General features: G+C 43.4%; 16 protein-coding genes. 9 read left to right on the top strand and 7 right to left on the bottom strand.

Annotation, left to right across the window (positions count from 1 at the left end):
• Positions 1 to 26 precede the first annotated feature (26 nt).
• The 7 genes from queA to secF all read left to right on the top strand — a co-directional run bounded on the left by queA (position 27) and on the right by secF (position 7,520).
• Entirely contained in the window at positions 27 to 1,067 is a 1,041-nt protein-coding gene (queA, locus tag AC5EUN_RS01955; RefSeq protein ID WP_125280197.1) for a tRNA preQ1(34) S-adenosylmethionine ribosyltransferase-isomerase QueA, read from the top strand.
• Between the two features lie 9 nt (positions 1,068 to 1,076).
• Entirely contained in the window at positions 1,077 to 2,105 is a 1,029-nt protein-coding gene (locus AC5EUN_RS01950) for a hypothetical protein (protein ID WP_125280198.1), read from the top strand.
• Between the two features lie 25 nt (positions 2,106 to 2,130).
• Entirely contained in the window at positions 2,131 to 2,700 is a 570-nt protein-coding gene (locus AC5EUN_RS01945; RefSeq protein WP_130235002.1) for a LemA family protein, read from the top strand.
• Positions 2,701 to 3,015: 315 nt separating this feature from the next.
• Complete coding sequence (gene tgt, locus AC5EUN_RS01940) at positions 3,016 to 4,146, top strand: tRNA guanosine(34) transglycosylase Tgt (protein ID WP_004697695.1); 1,131 nt, start codon at positions 3,016 to 3,018, stop codon at positions 4,144 to 4,146.
• A gap of 104 nt (positions 4,147 to 4,250) precedes the next feature.
• Complete coding sequence (gene yajC, locus AC5EUN_RS01935) at positions 4,251 to 4,580, top strand: preprotein translocase subunit YajC (protein WP_004697692.1); 330 nt, start codon at positions 4,251 to 4,253, stop codon at positions 4,578 to 4,580.
• Between the two features lie 55 nt (positions 4,581 to 4,635).
• Positions 4,636 to 6,537, top strand: a complete 1,902-nt coding sequence (gene secD, locus AC5EUN_RS01930; RefSeq protein WP_201706774.1) for a protein translocase subunit SecD — start codon at positions 4,636 to 4,638, stop codon at positions 6,535 to 6,537.
• 8 nt (positions 6,538 to 6,545) lie between these two features.
• Positions 6,546 to 7,520 carry a protein translocase subunit SecF gene (gene secF / locus AC5EUN_RS01925; RefSeq protein ID WP_005401700.1) on the top strand — a complete coding sequence of 325 codons (975 nt, stop codon included), beginning with the start codon at positions 6,546 to 6,548 and terminating at the stop codon, positions 7,518 to 7,520.
• 32 nt (positions 7,521 to 7,552) lie between these two features.
• On the opposite strand, the gene AC5EUN_RS01920 is transcribed toward secF, so the two are convergent.
• Both AC5EUN_RS01920 and AC5EUN_RS01915 read right to left on the bottom strand, forming a co-directional pair.
• Complete coding sequence (locus AC5EUN_RS01920; protein WP_201706775.1) at positions 7,553 to 8,227, bottom strand: 4'-phosphopantetheinyl transferase family protein; 675 nt, start codon at positions 8,225 to 8,227, stop codon at positions 7,553 to 7,555.
• A 46-nt stretch (positions 8,228 to 8,273) separates the two neighbouring features.
• Positions 8,274 to 9,332, bottom strand: coding sequence for an RNA-guided endonuclease InsQ/TnpB family protein (locus tag AC5EUN_RS01915; RefSeq protein WP_058951462.1), 1,059 nt, complete (start codon positions 9,330 to 9,332; stop codon positions 8,274 to 8,276).
• A gap of 20 nt (positions 9,333 to 9,352) precedes the next feature.
• Here AC5EUN_RS01915 and tnpA point away from each other — a divergent pair, with 20 nt between their 5' ends.
• Both tnpA and AC5EUN_RS01905 read left to right on the top strand, forming a co-directional pair.
• Positions 9,353 to 9,766 carry an IS200/IS605 family transposase gene (tnpA, locus tag AC5EUN_RS01910; RefSeq protein WP_005402021.1) on the top strand — a complete coding sequence of 138 codons (414 nt, stop codon included), beginning with the start codon at positions 9,353 to 9,355 and terminating at the stop codon, positions 9,764 to 9,766.
• A gap of 157 nt (positions 9,767 to 9,923) precedes the next feature.
• Positions 9,924 to 11,204, top strand: coding sequence for a transposase (locus AC5EUN_RS01905; protein WP_130235004.1), 1,281 nt, complete (start codon positions 9,924 to 9,926; stop codon positions 11,202 to 11,204).
• Between the two features lie 57 nt (positions 11,205 to 11,261).
• On the opposite strand, the gene der is transcribed toward AC5EUN_RS01905, so the two are convergent.
• The 5 genes from der to ispG form a co-directional block, all read right to left on the bottom strand.
• Positions 11,262 to 12,671 carry a ribosome biogenesis GTPase Der gene (der, locus tag AC5EUN_RS01900; protein ID WP_004697684.1) on the bottom strand — a complete coding sequence of 470 codons (1,410 nt, stop codon included), beginning with the start codon at positions 12,669 to 12,671 and terminating at the stop codon, positions 11,262 to 11,264.
• 168 nt (positions 12,672 to 12,839) lie between these two features.
• Positions 12,840 to 13,985, bottom strand: a complete 1,146-nt coding sequence (bamB, locus tag AC5EUN_RS01895) for an outer membrane protein assembly factor BamB (RefSeq protein WP_130235006.1) — start codon at positions 13,983 to 13,985, stop codon at positions 12,840 to 12,842.
• Positions 13,982 to 14,680, bottom strand: coding sequence for a YfgM family protein (locus AC5EUN_RS01890; RefSeq protein ID WP_493352157.1), 699 nt, complete (start codon positions 14,678 to 14,680; stop codon positions 13,982 to 13,984). The genes bamB and AC5EUN_RS01890 overlap by 4 nt, the downstream gene beginning before the upstream one ends.
• A gap of 27 nt (positions 14,681 to 14,707) precedes the next feature.
• Positions 14,708 to 16,003: a histidine--tRNA ligase gene (gene hisS, locus AC5EUN_RS01885; RefSeq protein WP_062031308.1), complete on the bottom strand. Its 1,296-nt coding sequence runs from the start codon at positions 16,001 to 16,003 to the stop codon at positions 14,708 to 14,710.
• Complete coding sequence (gene ispG, locus AC5EUN_RS01880; protein WP_130235007.1) at positions 16,000 to 17,115, bottom strand: flavodoxin-dependent (E)-4-hydroxy-3-methylbut-2-enyl-diphosphate synthase; 1,116 nt, start codon at positions 17,113 to 17,115, stop codon at positions 16,000 to 16,002. Before ispG ends, hisS begins: the two co-directional genes overlap by 4 nt.
• Positions 17,116 to 17,123: the final 8 nt, after the last annotated feature.

Genomic DNA, 17,123 nt, shown 5'->3' with positions numbered 1-17,123 from the left:
CCTTATTTTGACGCTGCTTTCCCATCATGCAACTTTCTGATTTTAATTTCGACCTCCCCGATGAACTCATTGCCCGTTATCCTTTAGACACGCGTAGTGCTTCTCGACTGTTACACCTCGATGCTCAAGGTCAGCATCATGACTTTCAATTCACCGACATTTTAGATTTGCTCGATGCAGGTGATTTACTGGTCTTAAATGACACCAAAGTGATGAAAGCACGCCTCAAAGGCAAACGTGCCAGCGGTGGAGCTGTCGAGGTTCTGGTAGAACGCATGCAAGATGCATTTATTGCACACTGCCACATCAAAGCTAGTAACACACCCAAAGCAGGCGCTGAGCTCTTTATTGGCCCAGATGCCGTTAAAGTCACGGTACTAGGTCGTCATGAAAATTTATTTATTGTGGAGTTTTCCCAGCCAATTTTAACGGTGCTGGATTTATACGGACAACTTCCGATCCCTCCCTACTTCAACCGTGAAGCTGAAGCCATTGATACCGAGCGTTATCAAACAGTATTTAATGATCCAACCAAGTTAGCCAGTGTCGCTGCACCTACCGCAAGCTTACACTTCGACCAAAAGCTGTTGGATCAACTTGAAGCCAAAGGTATTCAGAAAACTTTTGTCACTTTACACGTGGGTGCTGGTACCTTTCTGCCTGTACGTACCGATGACATTGCCAATCACATTATGCATAGTGAATGGTGTGATGTTCCTGAGCATTCAGTGGAGCTGATTCGTCAAACCAAAGCGCGTGGTAATAAAGTCATTTCTGTCGGAACAACAGCGACACGTGCGGTTGAAAGTGCAGCGCAGGCACATGATGGTGAACTCAAAGCTTGGACTGGAGATACCCAAATTTTTATCTACCCAGGTTATGAGTTCAAAGTGGTGGATCGTCTTATCACCAACTTCCATCTGCCTGAATCGACCCTCTTGATGTTGGTTTCAGCGCTGTCAAATCGTGATAATATTTTGGCAGCTTATCAACATGCGGTAGCCAACCAGTATCGCTTCTTTAGTTATGGCGATGCCATGTTAGTTGACCAACTTCAACCCAAATAAGAACCTCACATGCCTATCGATACAATCAAACATTCCATTCATATTCGACGTAAAAAGAATAAAATTGTGTTTGATAATATCGACAGGCTTTGGGACATCGGCCGAGGGGCAGATTCCGTACAAGATATTCTTGACCGACTGCACCCTTGGAACGCCCCGATTACTTTGAAATTTGAAAATGTGCTGCCTATTCTACTTGGAATAGTCGGCATTTTTTTTATTGTGCCAGTGTTCTTTGCCGGAGAGCACATTTGGACCTTATTCAGCTTTTTATTCGGCTTAGGCTGTCTGCTTTGGGCCTATTTAAGTTATGAGCAAGATGATCCGCTTGAAGAGATCACCGACTATCTCGAAAAACAAATTATTCATAAAAAATACCAGCTCAACGAGTTTACCCCTCCACAGCATATTGGCGTGGTCCTACAACCTACATTTTTTATTGCCCATTTAAAGCAGCTGTTTCCAATTTTTAACCAAGGCACCATCAGCAACGATATTCCTTACTACGCCAGTACCACTTGGCAGGATGAAGCAGGACAACAACATCAGGTTTTGCTGTTTCAATATCATTTTGTTGATGAAATTCGCGTACGTGATAAAGATGGCAATGAGTTAAAAGTGAAAGAAGTGCATAAAGACTTATGGGGATGTTTTGTCTTTGAAGTACCCACGCAAGGACTCGCGATTACCGCATACAATAAAAAATTCTATTATCCTTATAGTTTTCCATGGCATAGCAGTGATATTCAGATTAACCAAAAGCTCAAGTTTTTTGGTACTGACCAGCTGCAGATGGCCAAACTACTCTCCCCTGCATTTGTGCTGCGTACTGCCGATTTTTTCCGTTCTCGTGAAGGCGATTTACTTTTTCATCCTGAAAAAAATATCTTGTGCTATATCAGCCCACAAAACCTGTTTGAAATATCCAGAAAAGCAAAAAAAATCAATGACATTTCGACATTGCGTGGACACTTACGCACTTTTAAATTACCTTATCTAGATCGCTTAGAATCTGATCTAACGCAATTTTTAAAATAATGACATTTTGCCGTTTGAGGACTGTATGGGGCTATTGATTTTCTTCTTGATTATTATTGCAATCGTGTTTGGCATAATCGTCATTCGCAATAATATTGTCAGACACCACAATGCAACCATTCGCGCATGGTCGGATGTAGCAACCTATGAGCGCCAGAAAATAAAAATTCTAGATGGTTTAGAGCCTCTGGTCGAACAATACTCCAGCTTTGAAAAAGGCACCTTGGAAAAAGTTACTGAGCTCCGCCAAAACATTCTCAACCTGAACTTAAATAATACTGATGTCAACCAATTACAGCGCATTGAAGCATTAAACCAAGAGCTAATGCGTAGCCTCAATGTCGTGGTCGAAAACTACCCTGAACTCAAAGCCAATGATATTTATCTAAAAATGATGAATGAAATTGAAGAGCAAAACGAAAATGTCGGGGCTGCGATCAGCATCTTTAACCGCAATGTCGAACTGTTTAACAACCACATTCAAATTTTTCCGAACAACATTGTAAACACCATGACCGTCGGTAAAAAAGCTGTGCGTCCATTCCGTGACGCTGCTGCGCTACAAAATTTTGATTACCGCCCCAATTTCAACTAAAAAGATCGCTTTAACACAAATAACAAATCCAAGGCACTCAAAATGAGTGCCTTTTTAACTTCTACGTTCACAACCTCTTATACGCCATCAACTCTTTTCATCCTAATCACGACTCACTCGCCACCCTGACATAAATTCAAACCGGAACAGCCCTTATAGCACACCACCCTGCTCCGAAATGCTTTGCGTTAAAAGTGTTACAACACTGGTGTTTATTTGCATAATCAAGGAAAATAGCCTCCTTTTAGCGGCGAACTGTTTTTTCGCTCTTGCACTGCAAGCAGAGCAGTGCTTTGCTCTTGTTCAGGATATTTTATGAAGTTTGAAAAATTAGGTCAGTCGGGTCGCGCCCGTCGTGGTCGTTTAACTTTAGAGCATGGTGTGGTTGAAACCCCTGTGTTCATGCCTGTCGGTACTTATGGTACGGTGAAAGGCATGCTCCCGCGTGATATTGAAGACATCAAAGCGCAAATTATTTTAGGTAACACCTTCCATCTTTACCTACGCCCTGGCCTTGAAGTGATTAAAGAGCACGGCGGTCTGCATAAATTCATGAAGTGGGATAAGCCCATTCTAACCGATTCAGGCGGCTTCCAAGTCTTCAGTTTGGGCGCGATGCGTAAAATTAAAGAAGATGGCGTAACGTTCCGCTCTCCAATTGATGGCTCTAAAGTATTTTTGTCTCCTGAAATCTCAATGGACATCCAACATACATTGAACTCAGACATCGTGATGATTTTTGACGAATGTACGCCTTATCCTGCAACGCATGAAGAAGCGCAAAAGTCGCTACAATTGTCATTGCGTTGGGCAAAGCGTTGTAAGACTCAGCACCATGATGTGCTTGAAAATAAAAATGCGCTATTCGGCATTATTCAAGGCGGTATGTATGAAGACTTACGTGATGAGTCTTTAAAAGGCTTGCTTGAAGTTGGTTTTGACGGTTATGCCATTGGTGGTCTGTCCGTCGGTGAACCGAAAGAAGAAATGATCAAAGTGCTGGATTACCTTCCAGAAAAAATGCCGGCAGACAAACCGCGCTACCTGATGGGCGTGGGTAAACCTGAAGACATCGTGGAAGGCATCCGCCGTGGCGTCGATATGTTTGACTGTGTCATGCCTACACGTAATGCCCGAAATGGACATTATTTTGTGACCGACGGTTTAGTGCGTATCCGTAACAGTAAATACCGTCATGATCAAAGTCCGCTTGATCCACACTGTGACTGTTATACCTGTACCAACTTTACTCGCGCGTACTTATTCCATTTGGAAAAATGTGGCGAGATGCTGGGTTCAATGCTAGGTACTATTCACAACTTACGTTACTACCAACGTTTCACTCAAGACATTCGTGATGCATTGGATAATGATCGCTTTGATGCCTTTGTTGAAGATTTTTATGCACGTCGTGGTTTAGAAGTTCCACCTTGCCCCCAAGATTAATTGTTGTGAGCATTTGCGCTTGGTAAAAAGACAAGGTAAATTGCAGAACAAGTCTATTTATGATCAATTCGTTGGTCACCGTTTTTTTAGTTTAGGAATTTGAAATGAGCCTTTTTATTTCTACAGCTCACGCAGCGGGTGAAGCTGCACAACAACCAAGTATGGTCGCAAACTTATTGATGATTGCTGTTTTTATTGCAATCTTCTATTTCTTAATTTGGCGCCCTCAAGCAAAACGTGCCAAAGAGCACCGCTCTTTGGTTGAAAGTCTTGGCGTAGGCAGTGAAGTGGTATTTGCTGGTGGCTTAATGGGTAAAATCACTAAACTCGAAGGTGACTTTGCAGTGGTTGAACTGAGCCGCGGTGTAGACGTAAAAATTCAACGCGCAAGTGTGATTTCAGTTCTTCCTGAAGGCACATTAAATAACCTTTAATCAAAAAAATTAGTCGTGCATCCGCACGACTTTTTTCATTTTAAGAAGAAAACAAATGCGTTACCCAGCATGGAAATATCTACTGATTCTCGTGGTTTTGGTGATCAGTACATTATATGCCCTGCCTAGTTTGTATCCGGATGAGCCTGCGGTTCAAATTTCTGGTGCCAAAGCTGGTACCCAAATTGACCAAAGCATCGTACAAAAAGCAGAGCAGATTTTAAAATCTGAAAGTATCTCAAGCCATGACAACAGTTTTAGCAATAATGCTGCACTGTTACGTCTTGACTCTAGCGAAGCACAATTAAAAGCCAAAGAAGCGTTACGTCGTGGCCTTGGTGATGACTATGTTGTCGCGTTGAACTTGGCGCCAACCACGCCAGAGTGGCTACAAAAAATTGGTGCAAAACCAATGAAGCTCGGTCTGGACTTACGTGGTGGTGTTCACTTCTTATTAGAAGTGGATATGGATAAAGCGATTGCTCAGCGCATGGAAACCTCTGCGACAGATTTACGTCGTCAGTTCCGTGACAACAAAATTAAATTTAACAGCCTTGCATTAAACAACAACACCATTACCGTTCAGTTCGCCAACAATGATGATCGTACTGCGGCTCAAGACTACTTACGTAGCAATGGTAATGAGTTTAATCAGCAAGCGGTCGCAACTGCGACAGGTTCAACCTTACGCTTAACCTATACCGATGTTCGCCGCCAAGAAATTCAATCTTATGCCGTGAACCAAAACTTAACCACTTTACGTAACCGTATTAACGAGTTAGGTGTGGCAGAAGCCTTGGTACAAACACAGGGTAGTAACCGTATCGTGGTTGAGCTTCCAGGTGTTCAAGACACTGCTGAAGCAAAACGTGTCTTGGGTCGTACAGCAAACCTAGAGTTCCGTTTGGTCTCTGACCAAAATGACCAAGTGATTGACCCTTATACGGGCAAGAGCAATGGTCAACCGCTTCCACCAGGAACCGAGCTTTTTGCATATCAGTCTTTAGACAGCGGACGTGAATTACTTTTAAACCGTAACCGTATTTTAACGGGTGAACGTGTTCAAAACGCATCAAGTGGCTTTAGCCAAGACACTGGCGGTGCTGAGGTAAACATTACCTTAGACACAGCAGGTGGCAAACTGATGGCCGATGCAACCCGGAATGCGGTGGGTAAGCGTATGGCTGTGTTGTTCATTGAAAATAAACAACGTATTAGCTATATCACCGATCCTGCGACTGGTGCACAAACCGAAGTCCGTACACCTTATGCAGAGTCTGTCGTGATTAACGCTGCAACTATTCAAGCAGTCCTCGGCTCTCAATTCCGTATTACGGGTCTAGATTCACCTCAAGAAGCGTCTGAACTTGCACTAATGCTACGTGCTGGTGCACTTGCTGCGCCAATGTACTTTGTTGAAGAACGTGTAGTGGGTCCAAGCCTCGGTCAAGAAAACATTGATAAAGGTGTGCTATCAACTCAAATCGGTTTCTTACTGGTCGCAATCTGGATGGTAGTCTTCTTCCGTCTCTTTGGTTTAATTGCTAACTTTGCCTTGGTCTTCAACTTAGCCATGATTCTAACGGTCATGTCTTGGATTGGTGCTTCCCTTACCCTGCCGGGTATTGCGGGTATCGTGATTACCATTGGTATGGCGGTCGATGCCAACGTCTTGATCTGTGAGCGAATACGTGAAGAAATGAAGTGGGGAGCATCACCCAAACAAGCCATTGTGGCGGGTTATGACCGTGCTTATAACACCATTTTCGACTCAAACTTAACCACATTCTTGGTTGCGTTTATCCTATTTGCTATCGGTACAGGCCCAATTAAAGGCTTCGCTGTGACCTTAATGATCGGTATTATCTGCTCTATGTTTACTGCTATTACAGTAACACGTGCGATTGTACAGCTCATTTATGGCAAAAAACGTAACTTGAAAAAGTTGAGCATATAAGGAGATCGATGATGACTGATGTGACTCAACAAGATTCAAAAAAATACGGCCGTCCAGATGATGAGCGTGTGATTGATTTTATGAAGATTGCGCTGCCTGCAGCCATTCTTTCTATTGTCTTAACCATCGGCAGCCTATTCTTTATTTTCACCAAGGGTCTTAACTTAGGTTTGGACTTTACTGGTGGTATTTCTGCCGAACTAAACTATAGCAAACCCGTGAAATCAGCCGATGTCTCTGCTGCACTGACCAAAGCAGGTTTTCATGACCCTGTGGTACAAACTATTGGTTCAGATCGTGATTTGATTGTACGTATGCCTGTACAAGAAGACACAGCGGCAGAAGACTTAACCAAAACCATTACCCAAGCTGTACAGCTACCGGGTAACTCAGCCTCAGTTAACAAAGTTGATGTGGTGGGTGGACAAGTCGGCAATGAACTCTACATTCGCTCAGCGGGTGCTGTGGCTTTAGCATTACTGCTGATGTTGGTCTACGTAACAATTCGCTTTGAGTTCAAACTGGCAATGGGTGCGGTACTGTCGTTGTTCCATGACGTGGTGGTCACCATCGGTATTTTTGCCATGATGCAGTGGCCATTTGACTTAACTGTATTGGCTGCAATTCTGGCTCTGATTGGTTTCTCACTGAATGACAACATTGTTGTTTCGGATCGTATTCGTGAAAACTTCCGTAAGATTCGTGGCGCTTCACCTTTAGAGATCGTTAACATCGCTTTAACTGAGACCCTACGTCGTACCATTCACACCTCAATGACTTTATTGTTGGTGGTGATCTCGATGATGATCCTCGGTGGTGATGGCCTTAAATGGTTCTCTGTTGCAATGTTTGTGGGCGTTTTTGTGGGTACCTACTCCTCAATCTACATCGGTACAGCTTTTGCTTTATGGCGTGGCTTAAACCGTCAAGACTTCATTGTTCAAGTGAAGCCTGAGTTTGAAGAAGAAAATGAAATTCCATAAATGCACACCATAGTGTGAAAAAAGAAAGCCTCTCAATTGAGAGGCTTTTTTATGTCGCTCTGAAGATGTTGTACCAGCTCTATCTGAGGCAACGCATAGCCACGGCAGGACTGCTCTGCCCGCCAAGCCACGGTCAACATCACATCTCCTAACTCAAAATTTTGATAGGCAAAACTCCCAATCAGCGGATGACTACACATGCCACCATTATGCGTTGGATGTGCTTGGGTGTTCAGTTCATTTAAGTTTAAACGAATGCCTAAACCTGATGCTTTAAGCACCGCTTCTTTGGTTGTCCAGACCTTAAACCAGTATGCTTTGTCCTGATCATACTGTTGCCACACGCGAAGTTCCTCTACGTGAAAAGCATGTTTAGCCAAAGCCTCAAAGCGAACTTTTCGGTTTAACTCCTCCACGTCCACGCCTAGATCCTGCATCCGCTCACTCGTAGCTAAAGCATAGTAATTTTGGCTGTGGCTATGATTGAAATGAAAAGAAGGCTGATCAACCCAATAGGGTTTACCTATCTCACTCAGTGCAATGGAGTGATCATCTACAACCATCTGCCGTTGTTTGGATAAGCATTGATTGCGATATTGATAAATGGCTTGTTTTCGCTGTGCAATTTGCTCGACACGTGACAGGCTGTGATCCACCTGCACAATGTCACCAATCTTTTTCAGCTCAACACGTATTGTCCTTGCCACTTTTCGTTCCTATCATGGTTTCATGCATCTTGACATCCTCCGCGACCTAAAGGACGGGGATTCCTACTGCTAGACGCTCATGTCCGAGCGCAAGAATATTCAGTGCGGAATTTATATCCCTATCATGGAATGTACCGCATTCCATGCACTGCCATTCTCTTATTCCAAGTCCCGTTCTACCTTTCGGACTACTACAGCGTGAGCCACAGCTCGAACAAGTTTGGGTGGTATAGGCTTCATTGACTTCTTTATACCATACACTTGCGTTCTCGCATTTATACTTGAGCATGGTTCTAAGTGTTGTCCAACTTGCATCTAATACAGACTTCGCTAGTTTAGTCCGTGCTAATGCCTTTGCATTCACATTACCAACGAAGATGGCTGCATGTTTATTCACCAATTTATGACTGAATTGATGTAGCGTATTTTGACGTATGTTTCTAATCTTGGCATGAATCGCTTTAACACGCTTTTTATTTCTAGCACGTTGAGCAATGCCAAGTTTTTGTTCGTATTGCCGATAGATTTGAGGGGCTTTGAGCTTTACGCCATCTGAACAGGTTGCAAGGTCTTTTAAGCCCAAATCTATACCGATTGAGGTATTACCCTTTGATTTAACTTGTTTTGTCTTATCAACAACTAAACAAACATACCAACGTCCACGACTGTCTTCTACAAATGAGCCTGTTTTGACGTTGTATTTTGATAGTCCATAGCTATCCCATAGCTTGAATTGATGCTTGCCATACTGCACGTAGCCATCAGCATATTTGATTGCAACCTTTTTGAACGGTATCCAACCCAAAGAACGTCTTGCAGACTTCTTATTACTCACCCGCCATTTTAGCTTTGCTTTTTTAAACTGCTTTCTTCGAGTAACCAATTCTTCTGTTATCGCTTGAACAGTTTGACTATGCAGATTGCATTCTTTAGATGTGCCTTTCGTGTATTTAGCAATATCGTAAGCTGAAAGAAATTCACCTTTTCTTTTTAGATGTTTAAATCCTAAATCATTCACATAATTCCAAACAAAATTTACTTCCAATGCGAGTTGGTCTAGTACCTTGTAATGTTTGTCTTTTATGCGTAATTTAAGTGTTTTCATGATTAAAATATATTTGGTCTATGAGCAATAGTCAAGAGATTAGAACAGGTCGCCACTGTGTTTTTAATATGCATGTACATTTAGTCTTTGTGGCTAAATACCGTAGAGATGTTTTTACCAAAGCAATGCTTGAAACAATGCGTGAAGTGTTTGAGCGTATCTGCTTAGACTTTGAAGCCGAGTTGGTAGAGTTTGATGGTGAACACGATCATGTTCATTTGCTTGTGAATTATCCACCTAAAATAGCAATTTCTAGCTTAGTGAATAGTTTAAAGGGTGCTTCAAGTCGCATTGTAAGAACCAAACACCCTGAAATTAAAAACAAGCTATGGGGCAGTGCTTTGTGGTCGCCTAGTTACTTCGCTGCTTCATGTGGCGGTGCGCCAATTGGAATTGTTAAACAATATATTCAACAACAGCAAACACCGCATTAATGGCTTACGCCACTCGCTTATATCCTCGGGCTAAACCCATAGGTATCTACACAATTTCCGAGCTTTGCGTTAAATTGAAGAGCATGCTCTTCAATTTAACATCTCTGGTCTGGATCAGCGTCTTGTCAAACGTTATAACAGCCTTGTAAAACTCTATATGAATCCTCTTGCTTCACTTGCTCCCGCAATCAAAGACCTGGCCTCTACCCAAAAGTCGAGTTTCTCAACTACACAGGCTGTTTGGCGATTCCTGAATAATAATAAAATCTCTTTTAGTCAATTAAACCAGCCGATTAAGCTTCTTGCATGCGAACAGATCAAGACATCACCGCATCAGTATGCATTAATCGTTCATGACTGGTCTCAACTGCAGTATGTGAAGCACAGTCATAAGGTTCAGCGTCTTCAAAGAACAGAGGCGAATTCAGGCTATGAATTGCAAAGCAGTTTACTTGTCGATGCGTCATCAGGGCTCCCAATTGCGCCATTAGCTCAGACGCTAACAGATGCATCCGGCTGTTATTCCACATTCAGTGAACAATACAGCGAGCGCAAGTCCCATTTGGACTCACTCGCAGAACAAATCAAAACGATTGAACAGTATCCGATTGAGAAAACAAAAGTCCATATCATTGACCGTGAAGGAGACTCGATTGCCCACTTGAGGGAAATCAGCAGCCATGGTTTCAAATGGTTGATTCGGGCCAAAGAAAGCCATCGGATTGAGCATCAAGGGGAAACCTACAAAGTTGCAGAAGTCGCAGAAAAAGTAGTAACTCAGCAAGTTAAGCCGATTGCTTATAAAGGAAACAGGCATATGCTGCATGTTGGAGAAACCGATATTCGGATAACGCGTGCAGCAAAACCGAAGAGAAAAGATGATTTAGGCCAACGGGTTGCTCCCCAGCCAGGCAAGGCAGTTACAGCCAGATTAATTGTTGCTGTGGTGAAAGATGCTCAAGGTAAAACAGTCGCGAGATGGTCGCTGATCAGCAATGTTTCTTCAGAGATTGATGCGGTAGAATTAACCACCTGGTATTACTGGCGCTGGACAATTGAGTGCTATTTCAAGCTTCTGAAGCAGGCAGGCCATAACGTTGAATCATGGCTTCAGACCACACCTGCAGCGATTTTAAGACGGCTCCTGATCAGCAGTATGGCGTGTGTACTGACTTGGCGAATACAGCGTTCTGAAGATGAACAAAATCAGAAAATTCGTATATTTCTGGCCCGTCTTTCAGGCCGACAGCAGAAGAGAGGTAAGTTGGAAAGTGCACCTGCAATATTGGCAGGACTTTCGATTTTACTGAACACTCTTCAACTGCTCTCAGAATATTCAATAGATGAACTGAATGAAATCGCAACAATTGCATTAGGTACATCAAGATGTGTAGATACCTATGGGCTAAACCCCGAGGTTTTACGCTCCAATGGATAAAATAAAAAAGCCCAAAGATCACTTTGGGCTTTTCAGCATCAAAAACTTAATGCCTGATTAGCGTTTGAATTTCTTCTCAGCTTTCTTAAATTTCTGAACATAACGACGCTTACGCGCTGCTGTACGTTCATCCACCTGTGACTTACGTCCTTCAAATGGGTTTTCAGAGGTTTTAAACTCAATACGCACTGGCGTACCTTCAAGTTTGTACACTTTACGAAATACGTTTTCTAAATAACGACGATAATCCGCAGGGGTTTTATCAACTTTGTTACCATGCACCACAATCGTAGGTGGATTTTGTCCGCCCATATGGGCATAACGCATTTTAATACGGCGACCACCGACCATTGGTGGTTGGTGCGCATCCGTAGCATCACTTAAAATTTGTGTGATTTTTGCAGGAGAAACTTTCAAATGTGACGAATCATAAGCACGGTGAATCGATGGATATAGATCCCCCACACCCGTACCATGCAATGCAGAAATCAAATGCACTTTCGCCCAAGGAATAAAGTCAAAGCGACGATCGACATCCAACTTACATTGTTTACGATCATACTCAGACATGTTGTCCCATTTGTTAATTGCAATCACCATCGCACGGCCCGCTTCAAGCGCGTAACCAATCAAATGTAAATCTTGCTCAACCACACCTTCACGTGCATCAAGTACAACCACAATGACATGGGCATCTTTAATGGCCTGTAGCGTTTTCACAATTGAGAACTTCTCAATCATTTCATCGACTTTACCTTTACGACGCACACCTGCAGTATCGATTAAGGTGTACTGACGGCCATCACGTTCATACGGGATATAGATCGAGTCGCGGGTTGTACCCGGTTGGTCAAATGCAACTACACGCTCTTCACCCAATAAACGGTTCACTAGCGTCGATTTACCGACGTTTGGACGACCAATAATCGCTAAACGTAAGCCTGTGTTCTTATCGTGCTCATCTGCATCTTCATCTTCAGGCACACTTGAAAGCACATCTTCAAGCATTTGCTGTACACCGCGACCATGGCTCGCAGCCACTTGCATAGGTTCGCCCATACCCAACTTGTAAAATTCAACAAGTGCAGCTTCGGCATGTACACCATCAACTTTATTCGCCACAAGGTAAACTTTCTTACCGAGTGTACGTAGCTCACGCGCAATTTGCTCATCCGATGCGAGCAGGCCTGCGCGTGCATCAACTACGAATACAATAATATCGGCTTCATTGATGGCAGTTTTAGACTGTTCTGCCATGTAAGAGTCGATACCACCTTCATTTTCGCCAATACCACCAGTATCAACCACAATGAAAGACTTATTTTGAAATACAGCATCACCATATTTACGGTCACGAGTCAGACCGGCAAAGTCAGCAACAAGCGCGTCTCGGCTTTTGGTGATCTGGTTAAATAGCGTTGATTTTCCGACGTTCGGACGACCAATGAGCGCAATTACGGGTTTCATAGATTAACCTTTATTCAAGATCAGCCAGTGAGACTGGTCTGAACATCAGAAACTGGAAGAAAATTAGGTGAAAAACCTGAATAAAAACTCGGGGTTTTGACTAAGCAAACACCCCGAGGAATTTAAAAAAATACGAATTTCGACTAGTTTAACATAAGTCGAACAGAATTAACGATTCTGCCAAATGCTTAATGCACCCTTTCGTGTTGCAACATAGAGTTGATCATCAATCACACGTAAAGTACGCACTTCACCAGACGTCTTCGCACGACCGATCAATTCACCTGTCGCAGGGTTCAGCATGTGCAATACGCCATCTAGATCACCGACGATTAGGTCTTGGCCTAACATCACAGGATTACTCAATTGGCGGTTCAGCAGGCTGTCATTTTCCCAAAGCTTTTGACCCGTGCTAATTTCATAAGCCACTAACTTGCCGTCAGTTTGCGCCACAAATACACCATTACCCACCACTTCAGGGCGCTGCGTACTGCTTGAGTCTTCACTCCACACTACTTGCTGTGAAGCCAAATCTGTCATGGTCACTTGACCTTGATAGCTGGTCGTAATCAAGTACTGACCTGCTACTACAGGATCACCATCGACATCATTCAAACGTTGAATGTCCGAACGACCATCCGACACAGCTACACGGCGCTGCATACGTGGCACACCTGTAAGCACATCTAAAGCATAAACATAGGCATTAGCTGAAGAAATCAGCACTGTGCGCGCATCAACAGGAACAGGCGCTGCATTACCACGTAAGCTAAGTTGTACATTTGGTAAGTTATAAGTCCACACTTGCTGACCTGTTGCCAAATCATGCGCAAAAACAGTGCCATCATTACTTACAGAAATTACACGACTAGCTTGAATCAACGATGGCGCAAGAAGTGCACCTGTTAATTGTGCTGTCCATTTTTGCTCGCCAGTTGCCTGATCTAAAGCAAACAATTGACCTTTGGCGTTACCTACAATGACATGACCATCGGCAGCTTCAACGCCTGAACTCAAACCGGCTTTAGATACTTCTTTCTGCCATAGTTTTTGTTTGCCTTGATATGCCGTCACTAGACCTTTAGGGTCAAGTGCAAAAACTACACCGTTGTCGGCATCAAGGCGTAAACGTAAAGGATCAGCAGTCGAAGTTGAAGACACACTTTGAGAAAATACAGGAGTCAGGGTTTTCGCCTGCGTCAGTTTTGGAAGTGGATTCGGCTTAACTTCTTCTACTTTTCCGCTACTTGCACAACCCGCAAGTGCTAAAGTTAATACGGTTAATGCGCACGAAATTTTGTATTTTCTATTCATTCAGTTTCTTCCGCTGCTGTTTCTATAAGTGGACGTTCGATTTCAGGATCATCAACTAAAATACCAACACTTTCGAGTTTAATTTGTAAAATTTGGCGTTCTTGTTTACGTTCAACCAACTGATCCCATGCACTTTGGTAGGCTTTCTTCGCATTTTCGATGTCGTTTTTAGCCACATAGACATCGCCTAAAGCTTCATCGGCTGTCGCTTTAAAAGCAGGATCTTTTACCAATGCAAGGTTTTTAATCGCATCATCAAACTTCTTTTGCGCCAATTGTGCATACGCTAAACGCAATTTCACAATTTGCACTAAGCCGTCGTCATCCACTTTCGAGTTTTCAACTTTCTTCAACGCTTTTTCAGCACTAGCATAATCCGCCTTGTCATAGGCCAATTTTGCCATCAACAATTGCGTTTGAATGGCCTGCGCCGAATCTGGTGCCTCTTTCACAATTTTGTCCGCAGTTGCAGACAAGGCTGTAAATGCATCACCTTGCGTTGCACGTGCTTCATCCATCAATTGCTGAACTTTAGCCGTGTTCATTTGGTTCTCGGCTAAAGCCTTCTTCTGCCAGTATTGCCATCCAAAAAAGGCAATCAGCGCAATTAAAATCCCACTAATAATGGCTGAACCATATTTCTTAGTGAAAGACTTTAAACTATCAAGTTGCTCATCATCACTTAATGCGCTCATGTGACTACCCTTTCCTTATATTTTGGCTTATTTTGAAGAAAATTTTTCAATCATAAATGGCACGATGTCATCCACCGCAACCAAAGTTTGTTCAGCTGTTGCCAACTCTTTTACGGCAAACTGTGCAGCTTCCACCTCGCGCTCACCCAAAATGAGGGCAAACAATGCGCCAGACTGATCCGCTTTTTTCATTTGCGACTTCATTGAACCATGTGATCCAACTTTCAAACGAAGCGTGCTTGATGCAGCATCTAACTGGTTACGAATTTGTTCTGCAAGCACCAAAGCTTTGCCTTGAGAAGCGGGATCTGCCAACAAAAACATTTCGCAGTCACGTACAGGTGTAGCGTCTTCGACTTGCTCAAGCAACAACAACAGACGTTCCATGCCCATCGCAAAGCCAACTGCAGGTACAGACTGATCGGCCTTGCCTTTAAGCTGACCCACTAAGCCATCATAACGACCGCCCGCACAGACTGTGCCTTGTGAACCCAAATGCGTGGTGGTCCATTCAAATACAGTTTTATTGTAATAATCTAAGCCACGCACCAGTTTTTGGTTAATCACGAAGCTCACACCTGCATCGGTTAAATACTGCTGCAAAGTGGCAAAGTGCTGTAGTGTCTCTTCCCCCATAAAGTCATGCAACTTCGGTGCATTTTCTAAAATGGCTTGAGTTTTGGCATCTTTAGAGTCAAGGATACGTAGTGGGTTGGTGGTTAAACGACGCTGTGAATCTTCATCCAAATCATTTTTATGTGATTCTAAGAACTCCACCAATGCCGCACGATAAGCTGCACGCTCATCAGACTCACCCAAAGTATTCAACTCAAGTTGAACTTTATCTGCCACACCCATGCGTTTCCACAGACGTGCCGTCATCAAAATCAGCTCAGCATCCATATCTGGGGTTGCCACACCAAAGGTTTCCACGCCGAACTGGTGGAACTGACGGTAACGACCCTTTTGCGGCTTTTCATAACGGAACATCGGCCCGATATACCAAACACGAGGCGTTGCACCGCGAAGCAAGTTATGCTCCAGCATGGCACGTACACAGCCTGCTGTTCCTTCAGGACGCAAAGTCAAAGACTCAGGCGGATTACCTTTGTCCAAGAAGGTGTACATTTCTTTTTCAACGATATCCGTTGCATCACCAATCGAACGTTTGAACAAATTGGTTTGTTCAACAATAGGCAAACGAATTTGCTGGTAGCCATACGCATCCATCAATGATGCGAGATGCTGTTCAAGACGTCTCCACGCTGGTGTTTGCGTAGGAAGAATGTCATTAAAACCTTTGATTGCGACAATTGAACTCATGATGAACTACGGATGATCTCTTTAGATTTAGCTTCTTCAAGCTCTGAAACACGCTGACGAACCATCGTTTCGATTTCGTCAACCAACTGATTTGTGTCAATTAAATGGCTCTTTTCACCATTACGATACACCAGTGAACGTGGACTTGCACCAACTACACCAATATCGGCTTCTTTGGCTTCACCTGGACCATTCACTTTACACCCAATCACCGACACATCCATTGGGGTGCGAATATCTTCTAAACGCTCTTCTAAGGCTTGCATCACTGAAATCACGTTAAACTCTTGACGTGAACAGCTTGGACAAGCAATGAAGTTGATTCCATTTGAGCGAAGACTGAGTGATTTTAAAATATCAAAACCAATCTTAATCTCTTCTTCAGGTTCCGCTGCCAAGGAAATACGCATGGTGTCACCAATGCCATCCAACAACAAACCGCCCAATGCAATCGCAGATTTCACTGAACCTGTACGGTAAATCCCAGCTTCTGTTACACCCAGATGTAACGGATTATCAATTTGCTGTGAAAGTAGGCGGTAAGCATCCATGGTTAAAAACACATTGGATGCTTTTACAGAAACCTTAAACTCATGAAAGTTCAGACGATCTAAAATATCAATATGACGCATCGCCGACTCAAGCAATGCCTGACCGGTTGGCTCACCATATTTCTTTTGAATATCTTTTTCCAGTGAACCTGCATTCACCCCAATACGCATAGAAATATCGTTATGGCGCGCTGCAGCCACTACTTCACGGATTTTAGCTTCAGAGCCAATATTTCCAGGGTTAATTCGTAAACAATCCGCACCCAAGTCCGCAACACGCAGTGCAATCTTGTAGTCAAAATGAATATCTGCAACCAACGGCACCGATGAACGCTTACGAATTTCACCAAAAGCCTCTGCCGCTTCCATCGTTGGTACAGAAACGCGCATGATGTCCGCACCTACATCTGCACAGCGCTGAATTTGCGCCAGCGTTGCTTCCACATCACAAGTTTCAGTATTGGTCATACTTTGAATGCTGATGGGTGCATCGCCACCGACATAGACTGAACCTACACGAATCTTACGAGTAGGCTTGCGTTTAATTGGATTTACAATCATTGCTTTTC

This window comes from Acinetobacter sp. CAU_H_S170_2 (assembly GCF_058890445.1).
Note: the sequence above shows the minus strand (reverse complement) of the source record. Positions and strands in the feature narration are given on the sequence as shown.